Below are 16,383 nucleotides of genomic sequence, written 5' to 3'. Positions count from 1 at the left end.
CCCCTCCTGTTGATTTAGGCTTTTACTGGTTCTTTTGTACCTTCTTCAAATGCTGTCATTTCAGCATCAAATTTATCTAAACCGTCTTCTTTAAGAACTTTAATTCTCTGCTGCATACGCAGATACGTTTCAGGAATGACACGTTTAAACTTAGGAAGAGTCTCTTCCCACTCATTTAAGATGCGCTCCCCTTTAGGGCTTTTCGTGTAAGCCACATGCTGCTGAATAATTTCATAAAGCTCTGTAATTTCCTCGTCATCTTCTAACGCTTCAACGTGAACTAGTTCTTTGTTAATCTTATTGTCAAATGTTTCATTTTCATCTAATACATAAGCTACTCCGCCGGACATCCCAGCTGCAAAGTTACGTCCTGTTTCACCCAGAACCACTACTTTACCGCCTGTCATATATTCACATCCGTGATCCCCTACTCCTTCAACTACCACTTCAGCTCCGCTGTTACGAACACAGAAACGCTCTCCTGCAAGCCCGTTAACGTAAGCTTCTCCAGCGGAAGCTCCGTAGAAGGAGACGTTACCCACGATCGTGTTATCTTCAGGAATAAACGTGGATTTACGGGATGGATGTACAATAATTTTACCGCCGGAAAGCCCTTTACCTACATAGTCGTTCGCATCTCCGATTAAGCGTAATGTCATACCTTTAGGAATAAATGCGCCAAAACTTTGACCGGCTGAACCTTTAAAGGTCAAGCTGACAGTATCTTCATCCAGACCTTTTTCACCGTAGCGGCGGGTAATTTCACTTCCTAGAATGGTTCCAGTCACACGGTGAATGTTACGAATAGAGCCCGTGCCTGTCACTTTTTCACCTTTTTCAAGTGCATCTTTACACATTGGAATCAGTTCTTCATTGTCGATGGTTTTCTCTAATCCATGATCTTGTTCCTTCGTTGCATAACGTCCTACTCCCTCAGCCACTTCAGGCTTGTGAAGCAGAGCAGACAGATCGACACCTTTTGCTTTCCAATGGTCAATATCTTCGTTGGCTTGAAGTACATCAGTACGACCGATCATTTCATTGATTGTTCTAAAGCCTAACTCCGCCATAATTTCTCTGGCTTCCTGAGCTACAAAACGCATGAAATTAGCTACATGTTCCGGATCTCCTGCGTATTTCTTTCTTAGTTCAGGGTCCTGAGTCGCAATACCTACAGGGCAGGTATTTAAATGACATACGCGCATCATTACACAGCCTAAGACTACTAATGGCGCTGTTGAGAACCCGTATTCTTCTGCCCCTAATAGCGTGGCGACAACTACGTCTCTGCCTGTCATCATTTTCCCATCAGTTTCTACGACAATGCGGTCACGCAGACGGTTTAACAGCAGTGTCTGATGGGTTTCAGCCAAACCAATTTCCCAAGGCAGACCAGTATGCTTCAAGCTCGTTCTCGGCGCGGCCCCTGTACCCCCATCGTATCCACTGATGAGGACAAGATCAGCACGTCCTTTTGCTACCCCTGCCGCAATCGTTCCTACACCTACGGCTGAAACGAGTTTAACACTAATGCGGGCACGAGGATTGGCATTCTTTAGGTTGTGAATTAACTCAGCTAAATCTTCGATTGAATAAATGTCGTGGTGCGGCGGTGGTGAGATAAGCTCTACACCCGTCGTAGAACCACGTACTTCAGCAATCCAAGGATAGACTTTCTTACCAGGAAGGTGTCCACCTTCACCTGGTTTCGCACCTTGTGCAATCTTAATTTGAATTTCATCTGCATTTACTAAATAATGACTTGTTACGCCAAAACGTCCGGAAGCCACCTGTTTAATAGAGCTGCGCCGGGAATCTCCGTTTTCATCTGGAGTAAATCGATCAGGGTCTTCTCCACCTTCTCCAGTGTTACTGCGCCCTCCTACACGGTTCATAGCAACGGCCAGGGCTTCATGGGCCTCTTGACTGATCGAACCGTATGACATTGCCCCTGTCTTAAACCGGCGGCAGATATCTTCTACGGATTCCACTTCGTCAAGCGGAATGGAAGGACGTTCTTTAAAGGAAATGAGCCCGCGCAAGGATTGCAGGTTATCCGTTTCGTCTGTAAGCATCTTAGAGTAAGACTGGAATAAGTTGTAATCATTTGTGCGGCAAGCATGTTGAAGAGTATGAATCGTTTTCGGATTATACTGATGATCTTCCCCATTTGCCCGATACTGGTAATCGTCCCCGGCATCAAGAGTTTTATGCCCTTTCCGTTCATCTCCATAGGCGTTCTCATGTCTCATTAGAACTTCTTTTTCAATCATATCCAGCTTAATACCACCAAGACGAGAAGCCGTTCGCGTGAAATAGCGGTCAATGACCTCCGGATGAATCCCTACAGCTTCGAAGATTTGTGCTCCCCGGTAACTTTGGATCGTGGAAATACCCATTTTTGAAAGAACTTTAATGACTCCATCCGTTACGGCATTAACATAGCGGTTGACCGCTGTATCCAGGTCCTCAACGTCGAGATCGTCTTTCTCAATTAAATCATTAAGTGATTCATAAGCTAAATAAGGGTTAATGCCTTCTGCTCCATAACCGAGCAGTGCAGCAAAATGGTGAACCTCACGTGGCTCTCCAGATTCGAGAAGGATGCTGACTTTAGTTCTTGTTCCCTGGCGGATTAAATGATGGTGTAAACCTGAAACAGCAAGAAGCGCAGGGATGGCAGCATGTTGTTTATTTACTCCTCTATCAGAGAGAATTAATAACGTTGTTCCATTATTTACTTCTTCATCTGCCTTCTTAAACAAGTCTTCTAAAGCTTTTTCCATGGAGTTTTCTTTTGCTTCAAACAAAATTGATAAAGTCTGAGACTTAAATCCTTCTAAATCCTGATGTCTTATCGTCTCTAACTGATCGTTGCGCAGTACAGGACTTTTCAGACGAATTTTTCTGCAGCTGTCCGGCTTCGGATCGACAAGGTTACCTTCAGCACCGATCGTCGTTTCGACCATCGTAATGATCTTTTCACGAATGGCATCAATCGGCGGGTTCGTTACTTGTGCAAACAGCTGTTTGAAATAGCTGTAAAGCAGCTGTGGTTTTTTCGACAGCACGGCAAGAGGAGAATCGTATCCCATTGAACCGACCGGATCTTTCCCATCCGAAACAAGTGGTTTTAAAATTTTATTTAACTCTTCTGTTGTATATCCAAATGCCAGTTGATTATCCAACAGGTTTTCAACAGACTTCTCTTTCTTTACAGGTTTCGGTAGATCTTCTATATCCATTTTATATTCTTTTAACCATTTTCCATACGGCTCTTGATTCGCAATATCCAGCTTAATTTCATCATCAGGGATGATTTCTCCCTTTTCCAGATCGACTAGCAGCATTTTGCCAGGGTGAAGACGATCCTTGTATAAAATGTCATCAGCAAAGATATCAAGGGCACCTACTTCAGAACCAAGCACAATCATGCCATCTTTAGTCACGTAGTACCGGGCTGGACGCAGTCCGTTACGGTCCAGACATGCACCGATCTGCTTTCCATCTGTATAAGCTAAAGCTGCAGGCCCGTCCCACGGTTCCATAAGGCAGCTATGATATTCATAGAAATCTTTTTTCTTAGGGTGGATGGAATCGTCATTAGCCCATGGTTCCGGTACCATCATCATAGCTGTGTGTGCCAGAGAGCGGCCGGATAGGTAGAGGAATTCAAAAGCGTTGTCAAACATAGAGGAGTCACTGCCGTTAGAATCGATAACAGGTAAGATCTTCTGTAAATCTTCATCACTGAAATATTCAGATTCGCAAAGCTCCTGCCTTGCCCTCATCCAGTTCACATTACCTCTAAGTGTGTTGAATTCTCCGTTATGAATTGTAAATCGGTTAGGGTGCGACCTCTTCCAGCTTGGGAATGTATTTGTACTAAAACGGGAATGGACTAATGCCAGAGCCGTCTTAAAGTCAGGATGATTTAAGTCGATATAAAATGAGTCCAGTTGTTCTGGTACAAGCATTCCTTTATATACAATTGTACTTGAAGACAAGCTGCTGATATAAAAATCATCATAGCCGTCCAGGTTTGCAATTTCGATTTCAGCACGTTTCCGGATAACATACAAGCGGCGTTCCAGATCCATTCGATTGCTGAATCCATTAGCAGGTGCAATAAAAGCCTGGCGGATGAAAGGCTTTGTTTTTTTCGCATCTTTACCGACAAAAGAATCATTAATCGGAACGGTACGCCAGCCGAGGAAATGCTGACCTTCTTCCTCAACGATTCTTTCGAAGATCTTTTTGCACTCAACGCGAGTCTCATGGTCATCCGGCAAGAAAACCATCGCCACGCCGTACTCCCCTTCAGGAGGCAGTTCTATATCTTCTTTCTCACATTGTTTCTCGAAAAAATAATGTGGAATTTGAGTTAAGATCCCCGCTCCGTCACCGGTGCTCACATCGGCGGCCTGGCCTCCACGGTGCTCAAGATTACAAAGGATCGTAATTGCATTTTCAACGATGCTATGTGATTTCGTTCCATTAATATTAGCAAGCATTCCGATTCCACAAGCTTCATGTTCATTCTCAGGATGATATAACCCTTGAGGAATTGGATATCCATTTTTTTGCATAGTGGTTCCCCCTCATCTACTCGTTCTTGAAGTCTGCAAGCAAAAGTGACAAAATTCTGTTTTTTCAATTTCATACTAGTATAGCATGAAGAAAACTACTTTTCACGCTTGAATGGTGATTGTGTAGGCATTTGTAACTTAAAATCTGATAATTATGACAATTGAAAATCACCGGAAAATCCCTGAAATGAATGGAGTTTATTGAAAACAGGGTTTAAATGTAAGCGCAACCAAATAAAATTGAAAAAAATTTAAATTGGAAGATTTCCTAACAATATTTTTCTTATTTTTACCATTTTATTCACAATATACACCGATTTTTGTATATACTTTCATCGGTATGCAACAATGAATCGGAGGAGGGTTATTAAATTATGGGTCGACTTAGCGATTATCATATTCAAATTGGCGAACTACCGACAGGAGAACGCAACATGATTACCGATGTTAAAGGGGTCACCGTAGGACATACCACTATCAGTGATGGTGATGTGCAAACCGGAGTCAGTGCTATACTTCCCCACCAGGGAAATCTCTTTCAAGAAAAAGTAATGGGTGCCAGCTATGTGATCAACGGCTTTGGCAAAACAATGGGAACTGTACAATTAGATGAATTAGGGACAATTGAGACTCCCATCATATTAACAAACACGCTTAGCATTGGAACAGCTGCTCAGGCCGTTATTAATTATACCCTTCAAAACAATAAAGAAATCGGTCGTTCTACAGGCACCGTTAACCCAATAATCGGGGAATGCAATGATATGATCCTAAACGATATTCGAAAACAATCGATTACAGAGAAAGATGTCATGGATGCTGTATCAAACGCTTCTCCTTACTTTGAAGAAGGATCAGTAGGTGCAGGAAGAGGCATGCTATGTTATTCGCTAAAAGGAGGAGTAGGATCTTCATCTCGATTAATAAAACTGCCTCATGGGACGTATACATTAGGGGTTTATGTCGTTTCTAATTTCGGCACTCTAAAGGATCTTACGATTAATGAAAGAAAGATTGGGCAGAAGCTTTATCCACTATTAGAACAGGAAGATGAAGATAAGGGGTCGATTATGCTTGTGACTGCAACAGACCTTCCCCTTACAGAGCGGCAATTAAAAAGAGTTTTAAAAAGAAGTGTAACCGGCCTTTCCAGAACTGGCAGTATAATCTCAAATGGAAGCGGGGATATCGTTATCGGCTTTTCTACTGCAACTACAATCCCTCACGAGCGGTCAGAGAAATTAAACAAGCTTTCCTTTATTCATGAGGAAGAAATCGACCAGGCATTTAGAGCCATGGGAGAAGCTGCAGAAGAGGCGATTCTGAATTCTTTATTTTCAGCCACTCATATAATAGGAAGAAATAATCAAGAACGCCCCACTTTGTCCTCTCTTTTACGTAAGTACAAACTGTTCGATTAATTGAAAAAGTGCCAGCCCTATGTAAAGAGCTGACACTTTTTTCAACTATTAAGCAGCTTCCTTTTTTTCAGAAGGAAGAACTAATGGCTTCGGTTTACATTTGTTTTTCGTTAGTTCTGATACTATGAAAATAAAAACAAATGCGGCGATACAAGCCAGCGTTCTAAATGGAAATAAAACAATTCCATCTGCATCAATCATCGGGTACGGGAGAAAGGCTGGTAATCCCAACGCAGGTTCTCCCCCGCCTAACCGCAGGAACAAAGCAACTGAAAATCCTGCAATAGAGCCATATAGATTGGCGTTTTTGTAAAATAGAGCCATCGTCAGCTGTGGAAAGAGGATGGTGTAAACTAAATCGGAAGCTAAATACCAAAGCGTGTATACACTTTGTACGTTAAGAGCAATGATCATAGCTCCTACTCCGACAATAATAATCGTACGTTTTATTACTTTCTTTAATTTATCCTGACTCGCTTTAGGGTTAATCAATGGACGGTAAATATTCCAGGATGCCATTGAGGATGCTGATAGAATGGAAGAGTCCATTGAAGACATCACAGCAGCAGCTAAAGCTCCCAGCCCAATGGCTGATATGAGTTCAGGCGTTAAATACCGCAGAACGTGCGGAAGGACAACTGATGCATTCTCCGGTGACGGCAGCCCCATTCCAGCCCAGTCAATGTTGTAACCAACTACACCGATAATAACAGCTGGAATGGCAGCTATAATACAAATCACGCCTGCAGTGATAGACAGCCACATAGCAGTTTTTTCATTTTTTGCGGAAAGGACCCTCTGGAAATAGACCTGCCATGCAATTCCCCCAAAGATCAGAAGCAGTGCATAATCAATCCAATTCCAGTAATAATTTCCCCAATCCGGGTCATTCCATCCGTCTAAGGGCGGGAATAAGTTGGAATACGTGCCCATTTCTGACGAATAACTGCCCCACGCTGATTCTATTCCACCCACATGACCGAGTGTAAAAGGGATAACGAGCATTAATCCTATGAGCAGAACAGCCATCTGAAACACGTCCGTATAGGCTACAGCCCACATTCCACCTGCTACTGTATAAGCGATCGCGATAATACCAGACAATATAATGGACGTAGTAAAATCGATATTTAAAATGGTTCCAAAGGTTGTTCCGAGTGCAGTAAGTATCGCAGCACTCCAGAACATCTCTCCTAATAACGCCGGAATGTACAGCACACCGGCCATTTTCTTGCCAAAACGCTGATGGAGAGGATCCAGGATCGTCATAAATTCGTAACGGCGCATTTTTCTAGCATAAAAAATACCACCGATTATCAAACTTAGGGCATATCCCCACGGGGCTTGTGCCCAAACTAAACCATCGCTGTAGGTAAATTCTGCGGTTCCATTCACATAACCTCCACCTACCCACGTAGCGGCCATTGTAAACATTGCGACACCAAGGGGGATGCTGCGCTTGGCAACCATCATATCTGAGAGGGAATTTGATTTTTTAGTGGCGTAGAAAGCTCCTACATAATAGACGAGAGCGTAAAAGACGATCATTGCAATGAATCCACCCCAGTGGATGTTTTCATTTGTAATAAATATATAGATCATAAATGCAGCGACTGCTGCCCCTAGTACTAATGCTGTGGCGTTCTTTTTCAAGAATGACTGACTTTGATTAGACTGTTTGGTCATAGACTCCACTCCTATTTTCTGAATATTCTGTAATTTATAAAAGGCGGACGTCTCCCTAAAAATAACAGTTTTGTTATTTTAGGAGAGTCGTTATGTTATTTTTCCTCCTCTTCTATAGGGAGAATTTCAAAGATTTCTCCACTTTCAATTGAGGCTACCAGCTTCTGCAGCCAATGATAATACGGCTTGGAAGCTTCTATTTGTCTGTAGATTAAGATCGCTTCTTCCCGCAAATCCTCTTCTACATCATGATCTTCAATAAGATCATGTAACTCTTCCTGTGCTTTTTGGATAGCATCTAGATTAATTTTTGCTTCCCTTAACCATTTTTTTGAAAAAAAGTTGGCAAAAAACTGAAAGAAGTCCTTCTCTGCCACGAAAGTTTGTCTGCGAGTACCTTTTCGAAAAGTTTGCTTCACTATATTATAGTCTTGCAATTTCTTAACCCCGGTACTCATGCTTGGTTTACTCATTCCGAGCTTTTCACGCATTTCATCCAGCGTCATGTCTTTTTCAAAATACATAGTTCCATAAAGGTTCCCTGCACTTCGAGTGACCCCGTATAAATCCATTGTTTCGGCAATTGAATCAATGACCAAAGACTTAGCTCTTTCTATTGAAGCTTTAGCCGTGTCTTCATGTTGGTTCGACATTTACGACCTCCTCCAAACCAATTCCATTAATTTCGTTAAATTTTTTCTTTACAAACTTATCTTAACGAATAATCTCAGTATGTCAAAAATCTAAAAAAATTAAAACCGCTCTAAAGCCTATAACGACATAGGCTTAGCATGAATTTAATTTTTTTTCAGCTTTGACAATAATTTTTTAAACTGATATCGTTAATTCTGTTAAAAATGTTAAATAATTTTTTAACGTTTTGTCGTTAAATAGAGTGGAATTTATATGAACTAACAACAAAAATGCTACCGGAAGTATGAATAACCTATTAATTTAGAAATCACTGCTGGAAATACGAAAAAGCATTTGGACCTTTACTGGAGCTGACAAGTTTTCTACGAAAGAGGAGGCTGTTACACTTGCTAACGATACTATCTGTGGTCTGGCTGTTGCTGGTGGGCCGGACCTCGAAAAGCCGGATTCGCCGTCTCTAAAGCTGCGTCCTGGAATAGTATGGATCAACGGTAACCAGCTGGGACAGATGGGAGAGCAAATATCAGGCGTTCCTTGGCCATTTTGGCTTAGAGGCTGGCATCCGTTTACTGATAAGTAATTAACGTTACGCATTTTTTGTTGGCGACGGCACTCAGGAGGGTTGGATTGGAAGCCCCACAAAGGCTCTGCATTTGGCTATGAAGCGGCAGAAGGTAAAAACCGTCTTTGATCATTCTTAGAATCATTAAGAAAGGTGCTAAAGCTACATAGGCAGACCATTATCACAGGTGAAAACTGCCATTAATGCGGTTCCATTATCGCAGCCAGCCTCATGAACATTGCTCCTGAGCTGTAACCCAATGCCTCCGTATGTAACGTCCATAACAGGAATCAAAGTGCTGAACACGCAGTCAATTGCTATACATAAAAATTCGCACGAAATGCGCAGGCGTTCGAAGTCAAAACTTCTCAACTGGCGACATAAGAAGCAGCGATAGACAGCTGTTTACTGGGAGTATGAGCTTATTGAATATAGTGATGGTCTAAAACTTGCAGACCAGGGTGTAACCAATAATAAGAATGCAGTTTTCTTTTCTGTACAGCAGTAGATGACCTGCAAACAATGGCTGAACTAAGCGCCAACAGCTTCAAGATTAAAAGAGAAAGTACACATGATGCGTTAACCAGATATCAAAAAATCTATAAACTTTAAAAAGGGCCTTTTTCATAAGAAAGCCCCCGAATCCATCCAAGGTTTCGGGGGCTTTCTAGTTATTAAGAACTGTGTCGATATTTCCCGGGAAATTTCATGCCGCATTTTTTGACTGGGTTGTTTTCTGTGGAATCGATAAAATTGTTAATCCAGCGAATATTAAAACAATACCAAGCCAGGAAGCTAAGGAAAAAACTTCGCCTACTACAAACACACCCAGGACTGCTGCAGTTAAAGGTTCTGCTAATGAAAGGGTCACTGCAGTGGACCCCTGCACCTGAACTAATCCTTTAGAAAACAAGAGATAAGCCACACCTGTGGCCAGTACACCTAGATGAAGACTTACCAATGCACCCTTAATCTCAAAGACCCAGCTCATATCAAAAATGAATAAAAAAGGTGACAACAAGAGAGCACTGATAAGAAAGACAACTGCTGATACCGAAATAGGGGACCCTGACCTTACAAGCTTTTCACTCAGCAAAGTATAGCCGGCAAAAGAAAGTCCTGCTCCTAAGGCAAAAAGAATACCTAAAGGATCAACGACTACATCTTCACTATTTACGAAAAGCATTAGACAGCCAACGATCGATAGAATGGTGGCAGCCCACCAGTGTATAGATTTTGCCCTTCTCAAGATCAGCCAGTCTATCGCTCCTGCCATAATCGGGGCGCTTCCAATGCCTACGACCGTTCCGATAGCGACCCCTGTCATACTCACAGCGGAAAAGAAAAATGGCTGATAACACGCCATACAAAATGCCGCAAATATAACATGTCTTTTTGACAAACGCTGAAAGGAAAACTTTTTAAACGCCAGGGCTGCTGCGAATAAAAATAAACCACCCACCGCTAAGCGCATAGCGCCTACCGATATGGGATGGCTGTTGTTCAGAAATGTTTGTGCTGTACCTGTTGTGCCCCACAGCGAGGCTGCAAGCAGAACCATAAAAAAAGGAGCTTTACTTTTCAAAATACCACCTCGGATTTATTCATAAAGCCAACACTTTGGTTTGAATTGTTCCTTTAAGGGAAACATGGGCTTGATGGAAATTCGTTAAAAAACAATGGTCTTATTCTCGTGTACGATCAGACGATCCTCTAAATCCCATTTCACTCCACGAGCCAGTACAGTACGTTCTACAGAACGCCCCATTTTCTTGAGGTCCTCTACATTGTCACGGTGGTCCACCCGAATAATATCCTGTTCAATAATTGGTCCTTCATCTAAATCGTTTGTTACATAATGTGAAGTGGCACCTATCAGCTTCACTCCACGATCGTAGGCTCTCTTGTGCGGATTAGCTCCAATAAAAGCAGGAAGAAATGAATGGTGTATGTTAATAATTTGAAATGGATAAGCTGCAACAAATTCAGGAGTCAGAATCTGCATATAGCGTGCAAGCACAATTAAATCGATATCGTATTCCTTCAGCAGCTCAAGCTGTTTTTCCTCCACCTGCTTCCGAATGTGTTTGTTTGAAGGAATATGGAAAAAAGGAAGTCCAAATGATTCGACTAACTCTTTACAATCCTCATGGTTACTTACAACCATCTTAATGTCAGCAATTAAATCCCCGCTTTGCCACTCCAGCAGCAGCTCGCGTAAGCAATGCAGTTCTTTGGAGGCAAATATCGCTGTCTTTTTCACATCATAGGCGCCTTTAAGCGACCATTCCATATCAAACGATAACGCAATTTCAGAGAAATCGTGTTTTAATTCTTCCTCTTTAGCCGGGAGCTTTTTAGATTCAAACTCGATCCGCATAAAAAATGTACCGTCCTGTGGATCAGTTGTATACTGGTTAGATTCGATTATATTGGCTTCGTTCTTATGCAAAAAACGGGTAACGGCTGATACAATACCTGGCTGGTCAGGACATTTAATGAGCAGCCTCCCTGTTTGTTTATGCTTTTCTTTGTAGGCTTGGATTTGTTCTTTAGGATATGATGTCATGATGAATACTCCTTTTGGTGCCCTTTTAACCGGGCTTACTTTAATTTTCTTTGAGGTGAAGATAAAATACCGATTGCTTCTCTGTACTTTGCTACTGTGCGACGGGAAACAGCAATGCAGTGTTTTTGGTGAAGATGATTCGCGATTACCTGGTCAGACAGCGGTTTCCGTTTATTCTCCTGATTTATCATTTGTTCAATTAAATCTTTAACATACTTCGATGAAACCATTTTTCCATCGGCAGCTTCAAGACTAGAAGTAAAAAACTGATCCAGCCGGAAGGTATGACTTCTGCTTTTTACATATTTATCAGCAATTGCCCGGCTAACTGTAGATTCATGCATATTCACCTCATCGGCAACCTTCTTTAATGTCAGCGGCGTAAAAGAACCTTCCTCGCCTGCATTTAAGTAGGCTGTCTGCCTGTCTATTATGGCCTGGGCCACTACAAGCATCGTATGTCTGCGTTTATCAATACTTCTAAGTAACCAGACTGCCCGCTTATAGCACTGCTTCAAAAACTCTTTTCCTTCTTCATCTACTTTTTGATTGTATGAAGTAATATATACACTCGGCTCTCCTCCACGATTTAATGATACTACATACTCCCCTTCTTGTTCCTCCAGTAAGAAATCCGGAACGATATAAGTGTCTTGAGGGGGTGTGCCGAGTTTGGGACGAGGCTTAAGCTCTTTCAAGCGATCCACTGACTCTTGAACCTCTTCCACTGTCAGGGATAATTTTTCTGCCAATTCTTCAATATGACCAGCAGCCACTTCTGGTAAGTAATCTTGGATGATGTGTTTTATCGTTTCAGCTTGAGGATCATTTCCGTGAACCTGCATAATTAGATAATCTTTAAAATCGTACGCCCCTATTCCTTCAGGTTCAAGATCTTTCAGCTGCATTCGCAGCCATTTGACTTTGTCTTCCTCTAAATGGAAACGGACAGCGAGCTCACGGTCAGTGTACGGGAGAAATCCCTCGTCATTCAGATTTAAAATAAACTCCTTTATATAATAATAGTCTAAAGAGTTTAATGATAATACACCTGCTTGTTCCACCAGATATTGGCGCCAGTCCTTGATCTCTGCAGGAATGTATTCCACTGTTGAGGCATGGGTGTAAGAGACGTTCCCTGATGATTCAATTTCAAGGAGAGGATTTTCCATCACCTGTTCATTGATAAACTCGATGATTTCCTGATGAGAATACTGAAGCAAAGAAATAGCCTGACGCAGTTCGCTGGTCATTTTCAGCTGTGTCGTTTGCTTTTGTTGTAAACTAAGCTTCACCTCTTCCCTCCTCCACCTGTGAGTTATTTACATTTTCCTTGATATGCCCTTATTTTTCAAGAATGTTTACCTTGAGAATTCTTTGTAATTACAAGTGACGTATTTCGGCATAATAGATATGATTACAACAAGCATCCAGTCATTGTTATAATGATAGAGTATTTAAAATTTACGAACGATTCAGGATTTACTCCTAAGGAAAGGTGGATGTCAAGTGAATATTAGAAAGCCAAAGATCCTCGTCCTTGGTGCGGGATATGCGGGTATGATGACAACGAAGAAACTCTCCCAGCAGCTTCGCCCAGATGAAGCGGATATCACGCTGGTGAATAAACACAATTATCATTATTTAACCACATGGCTTCATGAGGTCGCAGCAGGAACGGCTACACCAAACAGCTCAAGAGTAATGATTAGTGACGTCGTTAATACAAAAAGAGTACAGCTGCACTTCGACTCTGTTGTGGAAATTAAGAAAGATGAGCAGCGAGTCATTCTTGAGAATGGGGAACTCAGCTATGATTATTTAGTCATTGCTTTAGGTTTTGAAACTGCAACATTTGGCATACCTGGAATTAAAGAACACGCATTAAAAATTGAAAATATCAACAGCAGCCGCTACATTCGTGATCATATTGAGTTCCAATTTGCACGGTACAGCAGCTCAGATGAAAAAAACGAAGATGCCCTAAACATTCTAGTAGGCGGTGCTGGCTTTACAGGTATTGAGTTTGTTGGAGAGTTAGCGAAACGCGTACCTGAACTATGTAAAGAATATAATGTGCCCCGGGAAAAGGTAAGAATTATTAACGTTGAAGCCGCTCCTAACATTCTTCCCGGTTTCGATGAAGAGCTTGTGGAATATGCTCAAAAATCACTGGAAGAACGCGGGGTTGAATTTAGAATCGGTACGAAAATTCAGAAGTGTACGGAAGAAGGTTTCATAGTAGGTGATGATCACGAAGAGATTAAAGCGGGAACTGTGGTGTGGACAGGCGGTGTACAAGCCAACCCGGTCGTCCAGCAATCAGGCTTTGAGCTTGTTAAAGGCAAAGTTAACGTAGATGGAGACTTACGTGTACCCGGTCACGACAACATATTTATCATAGGAGACTGTTCATGGGTAATGGATAAAGAGAATGATCGTCCTTATCCTGCTAACGCCCAAAGTGCTATTCAGGAAGCCGAAACTTGCGCTTCCAACTTGACCTCTCTGCTAAGAAATGAAGAGTTACAGGACTTCTCATTTGATTATAAAGGAACCGTTGCCTCTCTTGGAGGAGCCGATGCAATGGGAACCATCCTGGATGATAAAAAACTGTATGGCATGAAAGCTAAAGCCATGAAGAACATTATCGATGACCGCTACCTGTTTTTAGTAGGGGGACCAAAACTCGTACTCAAGAAAGGGAAAGTGAAATTCTTTTAGTCAGATTAGGAGGAGAATCATTTATGAAGAACTTTTTATGGTTGGTGACTATCGTATCCCTAAGTGCTACTGTTCTCTACACAACCGTATGCAGAGTGATGGAAGCTAACAGAGATTTTAGATAATCACACAGAGTCAGCTCTTCCGCCGAAGAGCTGACTTCTTAATTTCTCATGCTATTCTTTAGTACCTAGTCACGCAGAGAAGGTCAGCCTCCTGCTTAAGAGACTGACCTTTTTCTAATGCATATGGCGTAAAAGAAAACATTCAGATGGCTGCACATTCAACGTAAGCTCTTCGTTTTTTGTTTTGAAAATTCTCCGTTTGTTGTCGAGATGCTGCCATTTTCCTTTACGAGCTGGTATTTTAATCTCAATCTCTTGATCAACATTACGGTTCATAATAAAAATAATATTCTCATCATTCGCTTTATCTCCAAAGAAATCCACTCCATTGGCTGTCCACCGTTCAAAGGCAAACACATCTTCATGAACAGCATGAGGTTTCCAATTTCCTGTACGAAGGGCCTGGTGTTCTCTCCGCCACGTTCCGATGTTTTTATACCATGTCATTAGCTCCTCTTCTTCTCTCCCCCACGGGTAAGGCTTGCGGTTATCAGGATCTTCTCCTCCCGTCAGCCCAGCTTCGTCCCCGTAATATAAAGAAGGAATCCCTGGAAATGAGTAAAGCCAAAGACTAAGCGCTTTAACCTGTGCCTGAACGATGCCTGCTCTCTGGTTTTCATCGATATCGTCTGAAAGAAAATCATCAAGCATGGTCTTTATCCGCTCCACGTCATGGCTGGAGAGCATATTCATTAACGCATAAAAGTAGGGTTTTGGGTAATGCTCATTCAGAGTTAACAGGCGTCGTTTTACAAAGTAAGAATCAACTTCTCCCTTCATGAAATTAAGCATAAGCTCACGAAAAGGGTAATTCATTACAGAATCAAGAACGCCTCCTAAGAAGTAATCTCTCCGCTTGCCGTAAGCAGACTTATTGGAAGCATCCTCCCACACTTCTCCGATTAAAACACTTTCTTCATCTTCCTTCTTCAACTGCTGGTATATCTGCTTAATCAGATCATCTGTGAGCTCGTCTGCTACGTCTAAACGCCAGTGCTTTAAGCCTGAGTTCTGCCAGGTTTTTAACACGCTGTTTTTATCATGAATTAAGAAGTGCTGATAGCTTTCCTCTTCTTTATTTAGAGTAGGCAGCGTTCCAACTCCCCACCACGCTTCATATTCATCTGGGTATTTATGAAACTTGTACCAGGAGTAGTACGGCGAATCCTTAGATTGATAGGCTCCGAGCGAATCATATTCACCCTTTTGATTGAAATACTTACTGTTGCTTCCTGTATGACTGAACACGCCATCAAGCATGATTTCGATGCCCCGGTCTTTTGCAGACTTAATCAAGCATTCAAAATCTTCCTTCGTTCCAAGCAGAGGGTCAATCTTGTGATAATCCCCGGTATCATATCGGTGGTTGCTCTCTGCTTCAAAAATAGGGTTCAAATAAATAACTGTGATACCGAGGGATTGGATATAATCCAGCTTTTTCTCAATCCCCCGCAAATCTCCTCCGAAAAAGTCCCACCGAACCACGCCTCCGTCTTCATCTCTAATATAATATGGGTCATTTTCCCAATGAGAATGCATCAGACTTGATTTAGGCGCTTTCTTTAAATCCGGCTCTCCCTCACGATAAAAACGGTCGGGAAAAATTTGATACATCGTCGCATGTTTCCACCATGCAGGGGTATCATAGCTCTCATCATACACAGTGATCTGCCAGGAAGGAGGAACCTGTTGATAAACCACACCTTCCCCGCTCTCTTCAATATTTACTCTGCCGTAATAATAGGTAGTATCATCTGCAGCCACCTCGAAGTAGTACCAGACAAGCTGGGGGCGCTCCGGCATCTCTATCACACATTCAAATGAATTATACTGGTGTTCCTCGCTGTATAAGTCCATAACCTTAGTGTGCTCTTGATCGGTTTTGTCTAAGATGTAATGAAGAACCACGCGTGACACATTAATCCGACTGTGAACATCGATCGTTAGTGTAACGTTAGAGCCCTTTGCAACTGCTCCAAAAGGCTCTCTATAATTTGTTTCAAAGCTGTTATGATACATATCCAGCTGTCTCACAAGAAGTCCTCCTCTACGT

General features: G+C 42.1%; 9 protein-coding genes. 2 read left to right on the top strand and 7 right to left on the bottom strand.

Features of this window, described 5'->3' with window-relative positions; genetic code table 11:
- Positions 1-14: 14 nt before the first annotated feature.
- On the bottom strand, positions 15-4,589 hold the full coding sequence (gltB, locus tag C1A12_RS01710; RefSeq protein WP_101842121.1) for a glutamate synthase large subunit: 4,575 nt from the start codon (positions 4,587-4,589) through the stop codon (positions 15-17).
- Positions 4,590-4,963: 374 nt separating this feature from the next.
- Between gltB and C1A12_RS01705 the strand changes: the two genes are divergently transcribed.
- The gene (locus C1A12_RS01705; RefSeq protein WP_101842120.1) at positions 4,964-6,010 is read left to right on the top strand and encodes a P1 family peptidase; all 1,047 of its coding nucleotides are present in this window, start codon (positions 4,964-4,966) and stop codon (positions 6,008-6,010) included.
- Between the two features lie 48 nt (positions 6,011-6,058).
- Here C1A12_RS01705 and C1A12_RS01700 read toward each other — a convergent pair whose 3' ends face one another.
- From C1A12_RS01700 to rpoN, 5 genes are all read right to left on the bottom strand, one after another.
- Complete coding sequence (locus C1A12_RS01700; RefSeq protein WP_200816534.1) at positions 6,059-7,696, bottom strand: sodium:solute symporter family protein; 1,638 nt, start codon at positions 7,694-7,696, stop codon at positions 6,059-6,061.
- A gap of 95 nt (positions 7,697-7,791) precedes the next feature.
- A complete protein-coding gene (locus C1A12_RS01695) occupies positions 7,792-8,349 on the bottom strand; it encodes a GbsR/MarR family transcriptional regulator (protein ID WP_101842119.1) in 558 nt (185 codons plus the stop codon).
- A gap of 1,269 nt (positions 8,350-9,618) precedes the next feature.
- Positions 9,619-10,497: an EamA family transporter gene (locus C1A12_RS01690; protein WP_235001503.1), complete on the bottom strand. Its 879-nt coding sequence runs from the start codon at positions 10,495-10,497 to the stop codon at positions 9,619-9,621.
- A gap of 84 nt (positions 10,498-10,581) precedes the next feature.
- Entirely contained in the window at positions 10,582-11,481 is a 900-nt protein-coding gene (purU, locus tag C1A12_RS01685; RefSeq protein WP_101842118.1) for a formyltetrahydrofolate deformylase, read from the bottom strand.
- Between the two features lie 35 nt (positions 11,482-11,516).
- Entirely contained in the window at positions 11,517-12,776 is a 1,260-nt protein-coding gene (gene rpoN, locus C1A12_RS01680; protein ID WP_101842117.1) for an RNA polymerase factor sigma-54, read from the bottom strand.
- A 220-nt stretch (positions 12,777-12,996) separates the two neighbouring features.
- Between rpoN and C1A12_RS01675 the strand changes: the two genes are divergently transcribed.
- The gene (locus tag C1A12_RS01675; RefSeq protein ID WP_101843250.1) at positions 12,997-14,205 is read left to right on the top strand and encodes an NAD(P)/FAD-dependent oxidoreductase; all 1,209 of its coding nucleotides are present in this window, start codon (positions 12,997-12,999) and stop codon (positions 14,203-14,205) included.
- Positions 14,206-14,444: 239 nt separating this feature from the next.
- Here C1A12_RS01675 and C1A12_RS01670 read toward each other — a convergent pair whose 3' ends face one another.
- Entirely contained in the window at positions 14,445-16,364 is a 1,920-nt protein-coding gene (locus tag C1A12_RS01670; RefSeq protein ID WP_101842116.1) for a glycoside hydrolase family 13 protein, read from the bottom strand.
- Positions 16,365-16,383: the final 19 nt, after the last annotated feature.

This window comes from Halobacillus sp. Marseille-P3879 (assembly GCF_900240285.1).
GTDB lineage: Bacteria > Bacillota > Bacilli > Bacillales > Halobacillaceae > Halobacillus_A.
The sequence above is the reverse complement of the archived record's forward strand: the minus strand, read 5'-3'. Positions and strand labels throughout refer to the sequence as shown.

Bases quoted from the DNA above. Each gene is read 5' to 3' on its own strand.
- C1A12_RS01705 (WP_101842120.1), top strand. From the start codon at position 4,964: ATGGGTCGACTTAGCGATTATCATATTCAAATTGGCGAACTACCGACA.
- gltB (WP_101842121.1), bottom strand. From the start codon at position 4,589: ATGCAAAAAAATGGATATCCAATTCCTCAAGGGTTATATCATCCTGAG.
- C1A12_RS01700 (WP_200816534.1), bottom strand. From the start codon at position 7,696: ATGACCAAACAGTCTAATCAAAGTCAGTCATTCTTGAAAAAGAACGCC.
- purU (WP_101842118.1), bottom strand. From the start codon at position 11,481: ATGACATCATATCCTAAAGAACAAATCCAAGCCTACAAAGAAAAGCAT.
- C1A12_RS01695 (WP_101842119.1), bottom strand. From the start codon at position 8,349: ATGTCGAACCAACATGAAGACACGGCTAAAGCTTCAATAGAAAGAGCT.